The organism is Paracoccus cavernae (genome assembly GCF_042430175.1).
Taxonomy (GTDB): Bacteria; Pseudomonadota; Alphaproteobacteria; order Rhodobacterales; family Rhodobacteraceae; genus Paracoccus; species Paracoccus cavernae.
Window position 1 is genome coordinate 1 of record NZ_JBHMDZ010000002.1, and the last position, 12,801, is coordinate 12,801.

At 63.2% G+C, this 12,801-nt stretch carries 20 protein-coding genes; 16 read left to right on the top strand and 4 right to left on the bottom strand.

The genetic code is table 11. The annotated features are described in order from the left end of the window. Positions 1 to 593, bottom strand: a 593-nt coding sequence (locus ACFFUC_RS03590) for a DUF2303 family protein (protein WP_377683630.1), incomplete at its 3' end; no start/stop codon positions are given. 3 nt (positions 594 to 596) lie between these two features. Here ACFFUC_RS03590 and ACFFUC_RS03595 point away from each other — a divergent pair. Genes ACFFUC_RS03595 through ACFFUC_RS03610 form a run of 4 tightly spaced genes read left to right on the top strand, consistent with a single transcriptional unit; the run spans position 597 to position 4,271 of the window. Continuing rightward, positions 597 to 1,058 carry a phage tail tube protein gene (locus tag ACFFUC_RS03595; RefSeq protein ID WP_377683632.1) on the top strand — a complete coding sequence of 154 codons (462 nt, stop codon included), beginning with the start codon at positions 597 to 599 and terminating at the stop codon, positions 1,056 to 1,058. Positions 1,059 to 1,072: 14 nt separating this feature from the next. Further along, on the top strand, positions 1,073 to 1,459 hold the full coding sequence (locus ACFFUC_RS03600) for a gene transfer agent family protein (RefSeq protein ID WP_377683633.1): 387 nt from the start codon (positions 1,073 to 1,075) through the stop codon (positions 1,457 to 1,459). Further along, positions 1,459 to 1,608, top strand: a complete 150-nt coding sequence (locus tag ACFFUC_RS03605) for a hypothetical protein (protein ID WP_377683635.1) — start codon at positions 1,459 to 1,461, stop codon at positions 1,606 to 1,608. Before ACFFUC_RS03600 ends, ACFFUC_RS03605 begins: the two co-directional genes overlap by 1 nt. Continuing rightward, positions 1,608 to 4,271: a phage tail tape measure family protein gene (locus ACFFUC_RS03610; RefSeq protein ID WP_377683636.1), complete on the top strand. Its 2,664-nt coding sequence runs from the start codon at positions 1,608 to 1,610 to the stop codon at positions 4,269 to 4,271. The genes ACFFUC_RS03605 and ACFFUC_RS03610 overlap by 1 nt, the downstream gene beginning before the upstream one ends. Before the next feature lie 12 nt (positions 4,272 to 4,283). Here ACFFUC_RS03610 and ACFFUC_RS03615 read toward each other — a convergent pair whose 3' ends face one another. Next, positions 4,284 to 4,484, bottom strand: coding sequence for a hypothetical protein (locus ACFFUC_RS03615; RefSeq protein ID WP_377683637.1), 201 nt, complete (start codon positions 4,482 to 4,484; stop codon positions 4,284 to 4,286). A gap of 59 nt (positions 4,485 to 4,543) precedes the next feature. On the opposite strand from ACFFUC_RS03615, the gene ACFFUC_RS03620 reads away from it, so the two are divergent. The 7 genes from ACFFUC_RS03620 (at position 4,544) to ACFFUC_RS03650 (ending at position 8,990) form a co-directional block, all read left to right on the top strand. Further along, positions 4,544 to 5,218, top strand: coding sequence for a hypothetical protein (locus tag ACFFUC_RS03620; protein ID WP_377683639.1), 675 nt, complete (start codon positions 4,544 to 4,546; stop codon positions 5,216 to 5,218). Further along, positions 5,218 to 5,823 (top strand): hypothetical protein, encoded by a 606-nt coding sequence (locus ACFFUC_RS03625; RefSeq protein ID WP_377683641.1) that lies wholly within the window; start codon positions 5,218 to 5,220, stop codon positions 5,821 to 5,823. Before ACFFUC_RS03620 ends, ACFFUC_RS03625 begins: the two co-directional genes overlap by 1 nt. Further along, positions 5,814 to 6,209 carry a GNAT family N-acetyltransferase gene (locus tag ACFFUC_RS03630; protein WP_377683642.1) on the top strand — a complete coding sequence of 132 codons (396 nt, stop codon included), beginning with the start codon at positions 5,814 to 5,816 and terminating at the stop codon, positions 6,207 to 6,209. The genes ACFFUC_RS03625 and ACFFUC_RS03630 overlap by 10 nt, the downstream gene beginning before the upstream one ends. Beyond that, complete coding sequence (locus tag ACFFUC_RS03635) at positions 6,209 to 8,065, top strand: phage tail protein (RefSeq protein ID WP_377683644.1); 1,857 nt, start codon at positions 6,209 to 6,211, stop codon at positions 8,063 to 8,065. Before ACFFUC_RS03630 ends, ACFFUC_RS03635 begins: the two co-directional genes overlap by 1 nt. Continuing rightward, positions 8,062 to 8,364: a hypothetical protein gene (locus tag ACFFUC_RS03640; RefSeq protein ID WP_377683646.1), complete on the top strand. Its 303-nt coding sequence runs from the start codon at positions 8,062 to 8,064 to the stop codon at positions 8,362 to 8,364. The genes ACFFUC_RS03635 and ACFFUC_RS03640 overlap by 4 nt, the downstream gene beginning before the upstream one ends. Before the next feature lie 105 nt (positions 8,365 to 8,469). Further along, entirely contained in the window at positions 8,470 to 8,802 is a 333-nt protein-coding gene (locus ACFFUC_RS03645) for a hypothetical protein (RefSeq protein WP_377683648.1), read from the top strand. Then, a complete protein-coding gene (locus tag ACFFUC_RS03650) occupies positions 8,799 to 8,990 on the top strand; it encodes a hypothetical protein (protein ID WP_377683650.1) in 192 nt (63 codons plus the stop codon). Before ACFFUC_RS03645 ends, ACFFUC_RS03650 begins: the two co-directional genes overlap by 4 nt. On the opposite strand, the gene ACFFUC_RS03655 is transcribed toward ACFFUC_RS03650, so the two are convergent. Further along, on the bottom strand, positions 8,969 to 9,181 hold the full coding sequence (locus ACFFUC_RS03655) for a hypothetical protein (RefSeq protein ID WP_377684166.1): 213 nt from the start codon (positions 9,179 to 9,181) through the stop codon (positions 8,969 to 8,971). The two genes, ACFFUC_RS03650 and ACFFUC_RS03655, sit on opposite strands and share 22 nt — an antisense overlap. On the opposite strand from ACFFUC_RS03655, the gene ACFFUC_RS03660 reads away from it, so the two are divergent. From ACFFUC_RS03660 to ACFFUC_RS03670, 3 genes are all read left to right on the top strand, one after another. After that, positions 9,110 to 9,907: a glycine-rich domain-containing protein gene (locus ACFFUC_RS03660; RefSeq protein WP_377684148.1), complete on the top strand. Its 798-nt coding sequence runs from the start codon at positions 9,110 to 9,112 to the stop codon at positions 9,905 to 9,907. The two genes, ACFFUC_RS03655 and ACFFUC_RS03660, sit on opposite strands and share 72 nt — an antisense overlap. Next, positions 9,904 to 10,071, top strand: coding sequence for a hypothetical protein (locus tag ACFFUC_RS03665; RefSeq protein WP_377683651.1), 168 nt, complete (start codon positions 9,904 to 9,906; stop codon positions 10,069 to 10,071). The genes ACFFUC_RS03660 and ACFFUC_RS03665 overlap by 4 nt, the downstream gene beginning before the upstream one ends. 356 nt (positions 10,072 to 10,427) lie before the next feature. Continuing rightward, the gene (locus ACFFUC_RS03670) at positions 10,428 to 10,691 is read left to right on the top strand and encodes a hypothetical protein (protein ID WP_377683653.1); all 264 of its coding nucleotides are present in this window, start codon (positions 10,428 to 10,430) and stop codon (positions 10,689 to 10,691) included. A 114-nt stretch (positions 10,692 to 10,805) separates the two neighbouring features. Here ACFFUC_RS03670 and ACFFUC_RS03675 read toward each other — a convergent pair whose 3' ends face one another. Beyond that, positions 10,806 to 11,144, bottom strand: coding sequence for a hypothetical protein (locus tag ACFFUC_RS03675; protein ID WP_377683655.1), 339 nt, complete (start codon positions 11,142 to 11,144; stop codon positions 10,806 to 10,808). Between the two features lie 506 nt (positions 11,145 to 11,650). Between ACFFUC_RS03675 and ACFFUC_RS03680 the strand changes: the two genes are divergently transcribed. Further along, on the top strand, positions 11,651 to 12,373 hold the full coding sequence (locus ACFFUC_RS03680; RefSeq protein WP_377683657.1) for a peptidoglycan recognition protein family protein: 723 nt from the start codon (positions 11,651 to 11,653) through the stop codon (positions 12,371 to 12,373). Between the two features lie 2 nt (positions 12,374 to 12,375). Beyond that, a complete protein-coding gene (locus ACFFUC_RS03685) occupies positions 12,376 to 12,759 on the top strand; it encodes a hypothetical protein (protein WP_377683659.1) in 384 nt (127 codons plus the stop codon). The last annotated feature ends 42 nt before the right edge of the window (positions 12,760 to 12,801 follow it).

Consider the following 12,801-nt stretch of genomic DNA (forward strand, 5'->3'; position numbering starts at 1 on the left):
TCCTCGGCTGCCGTGGCGGCGATCTGAAGGAAGTGTGCGCGGCGCTGGTATTCGACGCGGTGCCACTGGAAGCCGAGGCCGACAGCGCCGCCGCCCATGGCGCGCCAGCGGAACAAGCAGCTCAGCTCTTCCGGCTGTTCGCCGTTGTAGATCGGGATGGAGAGCGTGAACTTCTCGGGGATCACGACGCCGTTCTGGACCTTGGTATCGGTCTCGAAGACCAGCTTGCGGTCGCCGTTGTCCAAGCGCAGGGCGGATTTGTAGGTTTGTCCGACCGTGGCCTCAAAGTCGCGGCTGATCTCGATCATGGTCGCCGCTTCGGGATGGCCGATGTCGACGCTGTTCTCTTCGAGGAAGCGGGCGAACTCGTCTTGCGGGTGGATCTTGCCTTCCATCGCATCCCATCGGGCGAACTCTTCCGAGGGGCGCAGTTTCAACGTGGCGGCGTGGGCGTTGTGGCCAGAGGCGGGGAAAGCCGCGCCGAGGTTGTGCTCGTGCCAGTCGAGGCGGGCCGAGACAGTGAGCGCGTCGAAATCCGCGATGATGACCGAGCGATCGGATTTAAAGCGATTAGCATAACGACAAGGACGCATAGAATGGCAATTCCGAACCTTCAGTACCGCAAGGATCTGGTGGTCATGGTGGCATGGGATGCCGCCACCCCGCTGACCTACACCAATTGGTGCGGTGCCAGCGGCATCAGCCTCTCGATCACGAACGCCATCAGCGAGCAGACCGTCGCCGATTGCGATGACTGGGCGCTTCCCGCACAGGTCATCCGTGCTTATGGCGCGCAGTCCGTGGCCGCCACGGTGAACGCCAGCCTGACGCGCTTGGGGCGCGACGCTCTGATCCGTGCAGCGCTTGACCAGCGAGAGTTGCCGATCCGCTTCCACTTGGTCGAGGCGGAAGCCGGTGAGATCCAATATATCGACGGCGTCGGTTTGCTGCCGCAGCTGAACCTCGATAACATCGGCAGCACCGATGATAATGCGGTGATCACCTACACGCTCAACATCAGCTTCAAGGACGGCGTCGAGCTGACGGACGCCGTATGATGGAGCCGGTTGTCTTGATCTGGCCGGGCGGGGAGCATCCTTTCCGCCTCGCCCTGCGCGAGTTGCAGGTCATTCAGGAAAAGACCGATTTCGGGCCAGAGCACCTTTTGCACCGGATCAATCTGGCGCAATGGGCCGCGGCCGATCTGTTCGAGATCCTGCGCAACGGTTTGATCGGCGGCGGCATGCCCCATGTCGAAGCGTTGAAGGCTTGCCGCAAAGCGTTCGAGGATCACCCGCTCATCTCGTTCAAGGTTCCGGCGCAGGCCGTGCTTGCGGCCTGCCTCTACGGCCCGCCGGATGACCAGCCGGGGGAGAGCATGCCGGTGGCGGATCCGACACCGGACGACCAAAAAACGGACGATGGAAATTCTCCATCTATTACGGAAACGGCGCCGTAATGGGCTTCACGCCCGCGCAAATCGGCCAGATGACGCCTTGGGAATATGCCTGCTGTTTTGACGGTTGGCAAAAAGCCCACGGCGGTGCTGATCGCGGCGCGGGCAAGCCCATGAGCCTTGAGCGGTTGCGCGAGCTTGGGATTGAATAATGGCCGATGATTCCGATCTGCTGATTTCTGCCGGCTTCTCCGATGCCAAGTTGGCACGGGAAGCCGGAAAGGTGATCGCTCTCTTCGAGAAGACCGGGCAGCAAGCGCAGAAGGCGTTTGACGATGCGCAGGGTCGCGTCACCAATACGCAGGCCTCGCGCGCGCACGTCCGTGAGATGGACAAGCTCGCGAAAGCATATGATCCGGTCTATCGCGCCGCGAAGGAATATGAAGCGGAAGTCAAGCGGCTGGACAGTGCCGTCGCGGGCAAGGCGATCACGCAGGAGCGATACAACGTTTTGCTGGAGCAGGCGGCGCAAAGGCAGCGGGCTGCTATCGATGCCGCATCCGGCGCCACTGCGCGTGCTGCGGAGGAAGCGCAGCGCGTTGCACAAGCACAACGTGAAGCAGCTGCGGCCGAGACAGAGGCAGCGGCAGCAACCGCGCGCCTTGCCACCGAAAAAGAGCAGCTCCGGATGAAGCTGGACCCGCTCTATGCCGCCTCGAAGCGATATGAGGCCTCGCTCGCCACGCTGGATCGGGCTCTGGAGGTGGGATCGATCTCGGCCAAGCAGCATGAAGCGGCGCTTGAGCAGCTGAACGCCGAATATGCCCGCACGGGCGTGGCGGCGCAGGCCTCCGGTCAAAAGGTTGCTGCCGCCGCCGAAGCTTCTACCGCAGCGACGGCAGGATCCTCGCGCGCAATGCGGGGTCAAATACAGAACTTCTCGTTTCAGGTGCAGGATTTTGCGGTGCAGGTTGCTGCGGGCACGGCAGCCTCCACCGCTTTGGGCCAGCAACTGCCCCAGCTTCTCGGCGGCTTTGGTGCGCTCGGGGCCGTGATCGGCGCGGTTGTCGCGGTCGGTGTTCCGCTCGCAGCCCATTTCCTCGGCGCAGGGGACGCGGCCAAGGAACTGCGCAACAGTATCAAATCACTGGAAGAGGCCGTTGACGCCTATAATGCGGCTGCGAAAGATTCGGGCGCGACGGCGGCGGAGCTTGTTTCCAAGTTCGGTGCGGCGACAGCGCAGGCGCAGGATCTCTATGATCGTATCGCACGGCTAAACTACATCGACGCCGTGTCTGCCGTCAGCAATGGCATTACCAGCCTGTCCAAGAACTTCGAAGACCTTCAAGGCTATCTCAACCAGCTTGACGCGGAGCTTGAGCAGTTCGGAGTTGTTGGGCCTTCGACCGAAGAGACTATCGCAAAGCAGATCGCCGATGATTTTGGCCTGACAATCGAGCAGGCCCGGGCGTTCAACAAGCTTTTGTCCGACGCGCAGGCCGCCCAGAGTATTGAAGAGAAAGCGCGCTACCTCAACGAAATTGCAATTTACCTAGACAGTGCAGTTAAGGCCTCGGGTGACGCTAATCAGAAAATTATCGAATGGACGCGGACAGCTGGGGCTGCGGCCATTAAAGGCTACGAAATAGCAAAGAGCGCTGAAGACATGAAGTTATCGCAGCAAGAAGCGGCGGATGCCGCCAGCACTATCGCGGCCAACGTCGCAGGCATCGATTTCAGCATTGCTATCGCGGGGGCAGGGCAGCTTGTGGCGGCGCTCCGCTCAGGGATGGCCGCAATCGCCGCGCTGGAGGGGCAGCAGGCAGTTGCCGCTCGGCGTGCCGAGATCGCTCGTGATTTTGCGGGCGACAAGGTCGGCGCGGCTGGTGCCACGGGCGCCCTCGACTTTGATGTCGCCTATGATTCCGCCAACCCCTACCAAGGCCCGCTCACAAAGGAGATGCAGGCCGACATCGATGCGCGGCGCGAAACCTATGTCGAGGGCGAAAGGGAATTGGCGCGCATTCAGGAGGAGACGCAGGCGCGGCTCAAGGCCATCTCGGAGTCGGGCAAGCCGGCAAAGGGCAGTCGCGGTGGTGGGGGCGGCAAAAAACGCGAAAAGGAAGCCGTCGATATCTTTGCCGATGCCGAGCAGGAATTGACCAACCTCGAGCGGCAGATCACCCTAATCGGGAAATCGGCGGAGGAAACCGCAAGGCTGCGCGCCGAAAGGGAAATGCTGGATGCAGCGAAAAAGGCTGGCATCACCGTCACCGACGAAATGAGCGCGCGCATCGCGGCGCAGGCTGATCAGGTCGGCAAGCTGACTGCCGAGCTCGAGCGGGGCGAACTCGCACAGCGTCAGTTCGATCAGGCGGTCGACGGGATCGCTACCGCTTTCAGCAACGCCATTCTTCAGGGCGAGAATCTGCGTGACAGCCTTGCCAATATTTTCAAGCAGATTGCCGCTAACATCCTGAATGCTGGAATTCAGAACGCGTTGAAGAGCGCGTTTTCCGGTTCGGCTGGCGGTGGCGGTTTCCTCGGAAGCCTTCTCGGAGCTGCTTTCGGCGGCACACAGGCCGCGGTGCCGAGCTATGACGGGGGCGGCTTTACGTGGGGAGGACCGCGCTCTGGCGGTCTGGATGGAAAGGGCGGGCGCTTGGCATTGCTCCACCCGAACGAAACCGTCCTCGATCACACAAGAGGGCAGGGCGGTCCCATGACCTTCTCTCCGTCCACCAGCATCGTCGTCCAAGGTAATGCCGACGACAAAACCATGGCCGAGATCCGGCGCGAGCTTGACGCCCGCGATGAGAGATTGGCGCGGCAAGTTCCAACCATCATGAACAACTACAACAAGAGGGTCGGCTGAGGCCCGCGTTGCTCAGAGGAGCGGGGTAAGCTTCTTGGGGCCGCGCTGCGGATCGGTCAGGCGCAGCGGCACGGGCCGATCCGCTTCTTTCAATTGCGCGATCACCAGCTTGACCAGGCTGCGTAGCTTCTCGGCATCGAGCGCCTGTTCTTTTAGCAACTCGACTTCGGTTTCCAGCCGCGAGATCCGGGCTGCAAGTTCCTTGTTCGTCATGTGAGTGCCTCCCTGACGATATCAGCGTGCCGAGGGCACAATCTGGAGTCGAGTCAAATATGCAGGCAACCTTCCCGCACCTTGCCCTGTGGCAAGAGGTGCAGTTCTCGCTGACCGGCCAGTCGCTCGAAGGTCGGCAAAGCATCAGCGGGGCCGAAACGGTGATCCCGACGCTGCGCGGGCGCTGGTCGGCCTCGGCCAGTTTCGTGCTCAAGGGCGAGGGGGCGGTATTGCAATGGCAGGCCTTTCTTGCGCAGATGGAAGGGCGCATCGGCACCACGCTGGTTCCGGCGCGCTCGCGCTGGCGGCCAAGGGATCGTGACGGACATGCCATCGCGTTCTGCCAGACCGGCGATCTGGCCGACGCACAGACGCATGAACATTTCGGCTTCGACAACACGTTGATCAGCTACATGACGGTTGCCGCCGCCGCGCCCTTGCGCGCCACGCAGATCGATGTCCGGAACCTCAACACGACGGGCCTTCGCCCCGGGCAGTTCTTCTCGATCGGCGAACGCCTTCACCGCGTGCAGGCGCATTGGCAGCCCGGCGCCGAGGGGACATCGCGGCTGATGTTCCAGCCGCCTCTGCGCGCGGCGATTGGCGCTGGTGCGCGGGTCGAGCTGGGGCGTCCGGTTTGTCGCATGCGCATGGTGACCGAAGATGAGGGGCTGCTCGACCAGTCCATGCCGGTTCTGCCGCGCGCGCAGGTCAAATTCGTGGAGGCGATCTGATGGGCGCGCGCGAGGATCTTCTGGCCATACCGGACGAGGTGCTGCGCAACGGCAGCATCGCGCAGGCGGTGCTGGTGCACATGGATTTCCGCGAGACGCCCAAACGCTGGTGGGGCGGCTTCGGCGACATGCAGACGGGCGGGCACCTTTGGGAAGGTGTCGGCGACCTGATCGCGATCAGCGAGATCAGCACGGCCTATCAGGTCTCGGCCGAGGCGGTGACCTTCACCGTCGCCGCGACCCCGGAAATGCTTGCGCTGGCTCTGGCGGCGAAGGCGCGGGTCCGCGATCGCGCGGTTACGGTCTATTCGCAACTGTTTGCGGTCGAGGATGTCGCCTTGCCGGAGGGCGGGACCGTCCAACGCGGACAGCCAATCGGTTCCCCCATGGCCCTGTTCAGCGGGACCATGCAGCGCATGCCGTGGTCGGCGGAAGGCCCGACTTCGCGAACCGTCCAGGTCGAGGCGGAGGGGCTGTTCTTCCGGCGCAACATGGCACCGCGCGGACGTTGGACCGATACCGACCAGCGCGCGCGCTTCGGCAATGATCGCGGCTTCGAGCGGATCCCGCTCTATGTCGGGGGCTACGAGACGCGGTGGCGGTGATCCGGAAGGCCGACGCGGGCGATGTCTTGCAGGTTGTCGATCTGATCGAGGATCTGCGCGCCGCGGTCAACGGCCCCATTCCCGTCGATCGCGCATGGACGGCGCGGACGGTGGCCGGCCTGATTGCCGATCCCGACGGCGCGGTCTGGGTCAGCGCGGGCGGCTTCATCGCGGGTGCGCTGCGCCCGACCATCATCAATCCCGCGCCGATCGCATGCGAGATGGGCTGGTTCGCGCGTGACGGCTCGGGACTGCGGTTGTTGCGGGTGTTCGAGGCATGGGCGCGCGAACGCGGCGCGGTGCTCGTCCAGCTTTCAACCGGCGCGGAAGGCCTCGATCTTTCCCGTCTCGGATACCGCCTGACCGAAAGGGCTTGGGTCAAGTAATGGCAATCTTCTCTGCAATCATCGCGATGCTCCCCGCATGGAGCGGTGCGGTTACGATCTTCGGCCTGTCGCCTGGCATATCGGCAGCGATCATCGCGGCCGGTCGCGCGGCCCTGTGGTCTTTGGCATCCTCCGCTCTCTTCCAGCCCAAGATCCCGCGCCAGCAGGTCATGGCGACCACGACGGAAACGGATCGGGCGCGGACGCGGGCTTACGGGCGCAATCTCATGGGCGGGCTGCGTGTCTTTTACGAGGCGCAGCATGGCCGTCTGCATCAGGTTGTCGTCTTCAACCACGGCCGCGTTTCCTCGCTCACCGGCTTCTGGGTCGATGGCGAGCGCGTGACCATGACGCCCAACGCCGCCGGTCTCCATCGTCGTGACCGCTATACCGCGTTCGCATTCCGTGACGGCTCCGGCGCGGGCGGCAATTATGCCGGCGTCTTTGCGGGCGACGGGCTGGGCTGGGCGGATCTGTCGGCAGACTTCCCGATGCTTTGGGGCGCGAACCATCGGCTGCAAGGGCAGGCCACGTTCTATGCGGTTCTCGGGGATCCGTCCGACGAAGATTTCATGAAGTATTTCCCGAAGGGGCCCAGCACCCAGGTACAGGTCGAGTTCCGCGGGGCGCTAGTGGCCGACCTTTCCGGAGCGCAGACCTATTCCGAGAATGCTGGCCTGTGTATCCGCGACCTCATGACCCACAAGGACGGCTGGAACATCCCGCTGCCGCGGCTCGACAGTGCGTCATGGTCCCGGTTCGTCAACCTCTGCGCCGAGCCCGTTGCGCTGGCGACCGGCGGCACAGAGCCGCGCTATCGCCTTTGCGGTTACTATTCGCTCGATGATGCCCTGAAAGAAGTCACGAGCCGCATGCTCGCGACCTGCGACGGCCAGATCTACGAGACCGCCGAGGGGCGGATCGGCATTCTGGGCGGCGCATGGTCGGAGCCGGAGGTAACCATCACCGCCGACGACATTCTCTCGATCGAGATGAATGACGGGTTTGATCCCTTCACGGCCTATAACGTTCTCAAGGGCAGCTTCGTCAGCCCCGATCACGCCTACCAGCCGACAGAAGTTGCCGAGATCCGCGACGAAGCGTCCCTCGCGGTGCAAGGCGAGCGCCCCGATCAGTTCGACGTCGATATGTGTCCGTCCTCGCCGCAGCTCCAGCGGCTCATGAAGATCAAGTTCGCCAAGGACCGGCGGGAGTTTTCCGGCCAGATCCGGACGAACCTCGTGGGCTTGAAGGCGCGGTTCCCGAAGGGTGACGGGATCCATACCATTCGGCTGGTTGCGCCCGAGTTCGGCCTGAACGGGGTCTTCGAGGTGACGGCCCATGCCTTCGATATCGAAGCCCGCGAATGCACGATCGGGGTCGCCAGCATCGCCAATCCCTATGGCTGGACTGCGGCGCAGGAAAAGCCGTTACCGCCGGGGATCAACGATATCCTGACGCCGGACAAGGCTCCGCCGATGATCTCCGGCATCAGCCTGACGCAAGAGCCTGTGCTGCTCTCCGGCGATGTGCGCGGCGGCAAGCTGGTGGTCGAGGTTGCCAATCCCGGTCGCGACGATCTTCACCTGCGCGCGCAGGTCGCCAAGGGCAATGTCGCCGCCGAGGGGCCATGGCCAGACCCGCAGCCGGTTTGGATCGAGATGGCCGCAACACGGCTGAGGATGCCCATACGCTTGGCGTCTACCGCGGCGAGGGATCGCCGCTTCTGGTTGTCAATGAATCCGATGCCTCTGGCCAGGAGGTTGCCCGCTTTCGCGGTCAGCGGGCGAATCCCGCCAATGGCGACACGTTCTGGAACCACCTGCAGGCGCGTGACAATGCTGGTCAGGATGTGAACGTTGGCCGGATCACCTGGACCTTGGTCGACGTGGCGACGGGCAACCGGACCGGGCAGTTGATGCTCGGCGTCATTCACGGCGGAACGATGGTGAACGCCATCCGCCTCACCGGATATTCGGTGCAGCTGCTGGTGCCACCCAAACTTCCCGTGTTCACCGTCGCCAATGCGCCCGCTGCTGGTCCGGCTGGGGCAGGCTCGATGATCTACGTCTCGAACGAAAGCGGCGGCGCAACACCGGCTTTCTCTGACGGAACGACCTGGCGGCGGGTTAGCGACCGCGCCGTGATCTCGTAACTGCCATCATTCAGCTGCAGGCACTGGCCGATGCCCGTCTGGGCGCTGGCCCGCATTTTCCGAAACACCGCCCGCCTCGTGCGGGCTTCTTCATTTGGAGCAGCCATGAAGGCAGCAACAGTCAAGCGCGGCGCCACCTTCAAGGCCCAACTGATCTTCGATGCCGAAGAGTGGGCCGAGATCTATCCTTGGGAGGAAATCACTGCCGAGGTCGGGCAGGGCGGGCGCAGATACCCGCTCGCGGTCAGCGTAGCGGCATCACAAAGAACAATCACCGTTACCGCCGCGCCTGCAAGCACGCGGTTGTGGTTGACCGAAGAAACTGGCCGAACCGGAGTGGCCGCGTTCGACGTCTGGATCACCAAGGACGGCGCACGTCTCCCGATCCCGGCGTCCTCCAATATTCCACTGAAGATAATCGAAGGGGTGGGTCGATGAAGGTCGTTATCTTTGGAGCCGGTGAGCAGGTGGAGACCTACACCATGCCTCTGATCTCGCTGCCGACGCTGAAAGGCGATGCTGGCACCTCTGTCACGGTTCGGTCCTTCACCGATCTCGCGGCAGCGCAAGCGGCGGCGGCGCAGTATCCGGGCGACATCGTTACCTACAAACCTGCAGGCGCGTGATGGGCGGGCTCCTCGATCTGACGTCCCATCGCATGTGGCACGGCGGGGCCGAGCTGGAGCGCCTTTGGGCTGGCGGTCGCGAATGGGTGCGACCGGCGGTCGTGACGGTCACGGGTGGGGTGGTCACCATCTTCGATCGCGGGGGCGTCAGCTTCACGCAGGTTCTTTTCCGCCGGTCGGGTTCGATCCACGTCAGCGCGCCGGTCGCGGATGCCCATTGGGCGCTTGTCGGTGGGGGTGGTTCCGGCGGCTATACAGGGCGCTCCACGGGCGGTGGGGGTGCCGCGTGGCCGGACGTCTCGAGCGGGACGATGTTGCAGGGCGACTATCTCGTCGAAGTCGGTGCCGGCGGAGCTGGCTTGGCCACGACCGGGCAGGGAAACCCCGGCTCTCCTTCCCGCTTGCTGCTCGATGGCGTCGTTCAGTCTGTTTCCCCCGGTGGTGGATCGGGAAGCGGAAACGGTAACGGTGGCGCAGGTGGAAACGGCGGCGGGGCTGGCACGAACGGAAATCCGCGCGTCGGCGGTATAGGCAATCCCGGCAACCGTGGTGGTAACTCCGTGTCGGGCGGCGAGGCGGGCGTCGGTGCGGTCAGTGAGGGTGGCGGCGGGGGCGGTGGCGCTGGTGGTGCTGGCGTTGATGGCTTGCCCAAGATTGGCGGGGCTGGAGGCGCTGGCATCACGCTTGGGTGGTGTGAGCCTGCAATGGATATCTGCGGCGGTGGCGGCGGCGGTTCAGCTTATGATCAGGGCACGGCAACGCATGGCGGTTCTGGTGCTGCTCGCGGGGTTGCATCATCGCCAGCCGTAAACGGTGGCGGCAGCGGCGGGAGTAACCAAGGATCCGGTAACGGCGGCGAAGGCCTCTTTGTCCTCGTCTTCCCTTCGGCAAACGCAAAGGTGGTGGTGATCACATGACTTATGCTGCGCGCATCAAAGACGGCCTCGTCGCACAGGTGACAGTTGAGGCCGATGATTACGTCGCACCGGACGGATGGGCCGTGATCGGGCCCATGAACGCGGTCGGGATCGGGTGGGCCTATGACGGCACGCGCTTTGTCCCGCCCGATCGGACAGAGTAGCCCCGCGAAAGTGCTCCCGCTTTGATGGAAAGTACCGCGGGAGGACGCGCCTACCAAACAACGCCTCCCGCGGATTTTTAGATCACAAGGTCAGGTGCGATCCTGCCGCCCCTCGCCAGAGAGAGCGGCAAGGCTGCAGTCTAGCCTGCCTTCGACGGAAAACAAGAAGCTCTTTTCAGGCCATTTTTCCTGCGCAGGGGCGACACTCTAAAGCGAGGAGTTGCCCCTACGCAGGAATGGCTGCTGTGCTCACCGTTCGAATTCAAACCGCGCCAGCCAGCTCGGGGAGAGCGCGGTGACGAATAGCGAAACAACCGCTGGCTGCAATACCGAAAACAGGACGCCTAGGAGGGGCAATGACGGAAATCCGCGAATTTTGGGCCATGATCATCGGCGGCGTCAGCTTTGTTGCGTGGCTCGTTCGATTGGAGGCTCGCGTAAACGCAAACGCCAAAGAAATCGCTCGGTTGGAGATCCAGATGGATGAAGATCGCCGCGATGCCAAGGACAGCCGTCGGGAAACGCATGACCTGCTTCGGGAGGTGCAGCGGGATATCAAACTGCTGCTCGGGCGCGGGCATCAAATTCACTGGAACGATAAGACCAGCCCGCCGAGGTGATCGGCCCCCGAAAACCGCGAAGAACTGGGGGCCGATCTGCTCGCGGGAGTTTCCCAAGGACTCGCGAGCTCAAAAAGGATATCACTCCGCCCTGTGAACGTCACGGGGACCGCGTCAGGTTTCGATTCCGAGCTTCGCGGCCAGCTCCTCGAGCACGGTGATGGCGGAATCATACGCACTCCCCGATTTTGGAAACCTTTCCTTCTGGTGGCGATAGAAGGCCAGCCATTTAGGAAGCTCGTGAAGTGGGTAGGTGCCCGACCAAGCCTTGCCGGCAAGGGTGAAGGTCGTCTGATCATGTGAGGTGTGCATTCGTAAACATCGGATCTGCGCGGCCGAGAAGAGAGGAATCGGCCCATTCTGGAAAAAATGGGGCCGGCTGAGACACTGCAACATGGTTGCGAAAATTCCGGCCCCATCCTCGCTCAGCTGCACGCGAGGCAACGGATTCATATCTCCGCCGATACCCAAGTCAAGAGGGTCGGCCCCCAAACTGCAAAGGGATGGGGGCCGAGGCTTGCGGGAATTTCCCGAGAGAGACGCAAGCCAAATCGAACATAACACATCCTCCCGCTATTGCAGGGGCTTTTGATATCTACAGAGAGTACTAATGGAACTTCATTCTCTGGGCGCAGGCAAACGCTTCGATCGCATTTTTTCGCCGCGCTGACTTCAGTACTCTCTTGAGACCTAGTCGGCCCTCACCCCACGCCGTGGGGGTGAGGGCCGTGACACGGCCAAACTCCCAGGAGAGGCCAGTCATACTAACTTTATCACAACTCCCGGCAAATGGACGAGCTATTTCCGGGGGAACCTAAGCCGGCCCCGGATCTGGGCATTGGTCACCATTCCGGGGCCGGCGGCTCGATCAAGCGATTCTGTTAAGCCATCGCGAGAGCCTGAACGGATCCTAACACGACACGCCGCCTTTGGGCGGCTTTTTCATAACCGGAGACATCATGGACGGAATCATCCTGCACTGGACGGCGGGTGCCGACGGTGTGACGCCGCATGAGGCGGACAGCTACAACTTCCTGATCGGCCGCGACGGGACCATCACCCCGGGGAAGCATGCACCCGAAGCGCAGATCCCGCCGCTTAGGGCGGGAGCCTATGCCGCCCATACCCTGAATGCCAACAGCAACCGCATTGGCGTCGCGCTCGATGCCATGGGGGATGCCAATGAGCGCCCGTTCCGTGCCGGCCGCTTCCCGATCACCGAGCTGCAGCTCGATGTGCTGGTGACCCTTGTTGCCGATCTCTGCCAAAAATACCGCATCCCTGTGACGCGGCGCACGGTGCTGAGCCATGCCGAGGTTCAGACGACGCTCGGGATTCGGCAGAACGGGAAATGGGACATCAGCTGGTTGCCCGGCATGGACGCCCCCGGCGATCCGGTCGCGGTGGGCGACAAGCTCCGCGCGCGGATCCTCGCGGCCATGGGCCAGCCCGCGATCGAGGCAGCCGCCTTCACGCCGGTTTTGCGGCGCGGGTCCAAGGGCGAGGCCGTCCGTCACCTGCAAGAGCGGCTGACGGGGCAGGGACATGCCCTCGGCAAGGTCGACAGCGATTTCGGCGAGCGCACCGATGCCGCGGTGAGGATCTTTCAAAAGCTCGAGCAGCTGAAGCCTGACGGAATCGTCGGGCCGCAGACTTGGGCAGCACTCAACAAGGGACAGTGATCATGGACATCATCAAGGCGGCGCTGCTGCCGCATCTTCTGGAAATCATCGGGATCCTGCTGGCCTCGCTGATTGGCTGGGCCGCCAATGCCGCGCGCAGTAAATGGGGCATCGACATCGAAGCCCGCCACCGCGAGGCGTTGCATTCGGCGCTGCTAAACGGCGCGCGGCTGGCGCTCGAGCGCGGCCTCGGCGGGCAGGCGGCGGTGAGCGAGATCCTCAAGCATGTTCAGATCAGCGTGCCCGATGCGGTGATCGGGCTAGATGCGGGCACCGAAGTGCTGGGCAATCTGGCGCAGGCGAAGCTGCGGGAGGTGGCGCAGGGTGCAGGAGGCATCCAGAAGCTTGAGGCCGCGTTGAAGGAGTTGAGCGCAAGGCGAGGCTGAGGCTGGCTGGGGCTGCACCGCTGGAGCGAATCGTCTCGACGC

Coding starts and splice junctions, on each gene's coding strand:
- ACFFUC_RS03610 (WP_377683636.1), top strand. CDS start 1,608: ATGGCCGATGATTCCGATCTGCTGATTTCTGCCGGCTTCTCCGATGCC.
- ACFFUC_RS03635 (WP_377683644.1), top strand. CDS start 6,209: ATGGCAATCTTCTCTGCAATCATCGCGATGCTCCCCGCATGGAGCGGT.
- ACFFUC_RS03650 (WP_377683650.1), top strand. CDS start 8,799: ATGAAGGTCGTTATCTTTGGAGCCGGTGAGCAGGTGGAGACCTACACC.
- ACFFUC_RS03605 (WP_377683635.1), top strand. CDS start 1,459: ATGGGCTTCACGCCCGCGCAAATCGGCCAGATGACGCCTTGGGAATAT.
- ACFFUC_RS03670 (WP_377683653.1), top strand. CDS start 10,428: ATGACGGAAATCCGCGAATTTTGGGCCATGATCATCGGCGGCGTCAGC.
- ACFFUC_RS03645 (WP_377683648.1), top strand. CDS start 8,470: ATGAAGGCAGCAACAGTCAAGCGCGGCGCCACCTTCAAGGCCCAACTG.
- ACFFUC_RS03680 (WP_377683657.1), top strand. CDS start 11,651: ATGGACGGAATCATCCTGCACTGGACGGCGGGTGCCGACGGTGTGACG.
- ACFFUC_RS03665 (WP_377683651.1), top strand. CDS start 9,904: ATGACTTATGCTGCGCGCATCAAAGACGGCCTCGTCGCACAGGTGACA.
- ACFFUC_RS03615 (WP_377683637.1), bottom strand. CDS start 4,484: ATGACGAACAAGGAACTTGCAGCCCGGATCTCGCGGCTGGAAACCGAA.
- ACFFUC_RS03675 (WP_377683655.1), bottom strand. CDS start 11,144: ATGAATCCGTTGCCTCGCGTGCAGCTGAGCGAGGATGGGGCCGGAATT.
- ACFFUC_RS03685 (WP_377683659.1), top strand. CDS start 12,376: ATGGACATCATCAAGGCGGCGCTGCTGCCGCATCTTCTGGAAATCATC.
- ACFFUC_RS03620 (WP_377683639.1), top strand. CDS start 4,544: ATGCAGGCAACCTTCCCGCACCTTGCCCTGTGGCAAGAGGTGCAGTTC.
- ACFFUC_RS03595 (WP_377683632.1), top strand. CDS start 597: ATGGCAATTCCGAACCTTCAGTACCGCAAGGATCTGGTGGTCATGGTG.
- ACFFUC_RS03625 (WP_377683641.1), top strand. CDS start 5,218: ATGGGCGCGCGCGAGGATCTTCTGGCCATACCGGACGAGGTGCTGCGC.